Genomic DNA, 1,862 nt, shown 5'->3' with positions numbered 1-1,862 from the left:
TGTATTTGGCAAGCAAAAAGTGCAGAGTTCGGCAACCATTTTGTGCATAGCCTTGCCAGGCTAAATTTTCTTTATTAGCGGTGGGAAAGAGCATGCCGAAGGCGATAGCTCTCTCCTGTGAAAGCTAAAATATGAGCATGATGCACAAGACGATCGATTAAAGCAGCGGTGAGTCGGTTATCTCCGAAAACCGTATTCCATTGGCTAAATTCCAAGTTCGAGGTGACAATGACGCTGATCCGTTCATAACATTCTGAGATTAGATGAAAAAGCAAATCAGCACCATCCTTATGAAACGGAACGAAGCCTAACTCATCTAAAATCAGTACATCGGTGTCTAGTAATTCTTTCTGAAATCGTGGGAGATTACCAGCATGAAATTTGGTTTGCAAAATGGAAACCAACTCTGCCACCCGATAAAACCTCACTTTTTTCCCCTGCCTACACGCCTCTACACCAATTGCCGTAGCCAGATGCGTCTTTCCTGTCCCGACTGCACCTAACAATATGACATTTTCTTTTCGTTCTACAAATAAGGCTCTCTTCAATTCCTCAACTGTTACGCTCTCAGGCAATGAAACCGACTCGAAAGAGTATCCTTCAAAGGTCTTTATCTGTGTAAATCTTGCCTTCTGCAACAATCGTCGTATTTTTCCCTGTTCACGGGAACTTCGTTCCGTTAATAGTACAGCGTGAAGGAACTGAGTCGGGTGTTCAAACGGTACTTGTTCATAGATATTCATGACATGGGCTAATCTCATCTGCTTGCAGAGCTGACGTAATTCTTCTTTCATTTTCGCACCTCCGTTCGTTGAAGTTGGTCATATCTCGTTAGATCTGGCTGATAGCCAACGAAAACAGATGGGGTACGGCTGTCTTTCATGGGTGTCGGGATGCTTTCTGGATGATGCAATCGGTACAACGCATGCTCCAATCGATGGATATCATCGTGATTTTCTTTCGTAAGGCAACTATCGATCTCTTCGATTGGGTATGTCTTTAACATTCGAATCATCCAACCAATTCTTGCTTTGCGGCTTTTTCCTTCCACTGATTGTAGAAAAGTCTTTGTTTGGCTGGGAAGGAAAGCAAGGACAGAACTATATTCGAGAGCTTTCGGCTTACCATAAAGCGGTTGCAGCAACGTTTGTAGATCTACTGGGACCGTCTCGTCCATGTAGCCTCTTGGCAGCGTAATCAGTACTTCGTAGCTGTCATTGAGTACATCTACTCTATTCCACCAATATTTCAGCCATACTCGTTCGTGAGAACGAATAGAAGGAACCTTTACGGGTTTTTGATCAATGAAAACTTCACCATATCCATTGGCTTTTACAGATTCCAAACGGAAAGGTTGATAGGGTACAGTAGGGAGTTCCAACAGTTTGTGTTTCTCTTGCTCCCAAAGGTCCTGTTGTAAAACTCTCTTCGCATAATGGGGTCTTCTCAGATCCTCAAGGGCTTGCTGATTGATGATTTTCTGTAGTTGTCCCAAATCATTAGCTACAGGTAAAGGAACGCACCAATTTCTTCGAGCATAGCCTACTTTGTTCTCAACATGTCCTTTTTCGTTCCCTTGTGCTGGATTGCAAAAGACAGGCTGGAAGCGGTAATGGAGAGCAAAGCGTTGAAACTCATCCGTAAGCCTTCGCTTTCCATTGGTTCCTACAGAGACAACAGCTGCTGATAGATTATCAAACCATATTCGATTAGGTACTCCACCGCTCATCTCCAATAACTGCTGTAACCCTTCCAAGAAACACTCCGTGTTCTCCTTCGGAGTAACAAAGACAAATGCAGCATTGCTGTACGGATAGGAGAGGATTAGCATTTTTCGCTCTACCAGTTGACCACCGATAATT

At 43.6% G+C, this 1,862-nt stretch carries 2 protein-coding genes; both read right to left on the bottom strand.

Features of this window, described 5'->3' with window-relative positions; genetic code table 11:
• Positions 1–74: 74 nt before the first annotated feature.
• Entirely contained in the window at positions 75–794 is a 720-nt protein-coding gene (istB, locus tag SB752_RS31840; protein ID WP_410719430.1) for an IS21-like element helper ATPase IstB, read from the bottom strand.
• A partial coding sequence (locus SB752_RS31835; RefSeq protein ID WP_410719429.1) for an IS21 family transposase occupies positions 791–1,862 on the bottom strand: 1,072 nt, incomplete at its 5' end. The genes SB752_RS31835 and istB, both read right to left, overlap by 4 nt.

The sequence above is a fragment of the Brevibacillus sp. SIMBA_040 genome (assembly GCF_046535075.1).
GTDB lineage: Bacteria > Bacillota > Bacilli > Brevibacillales > Brevibacillaceae > Brevibacillus.
Note: the sequence above shows the minus strand (reverse complement) of the source record. Positions and strands in the feature narration are given on the sequence as shown.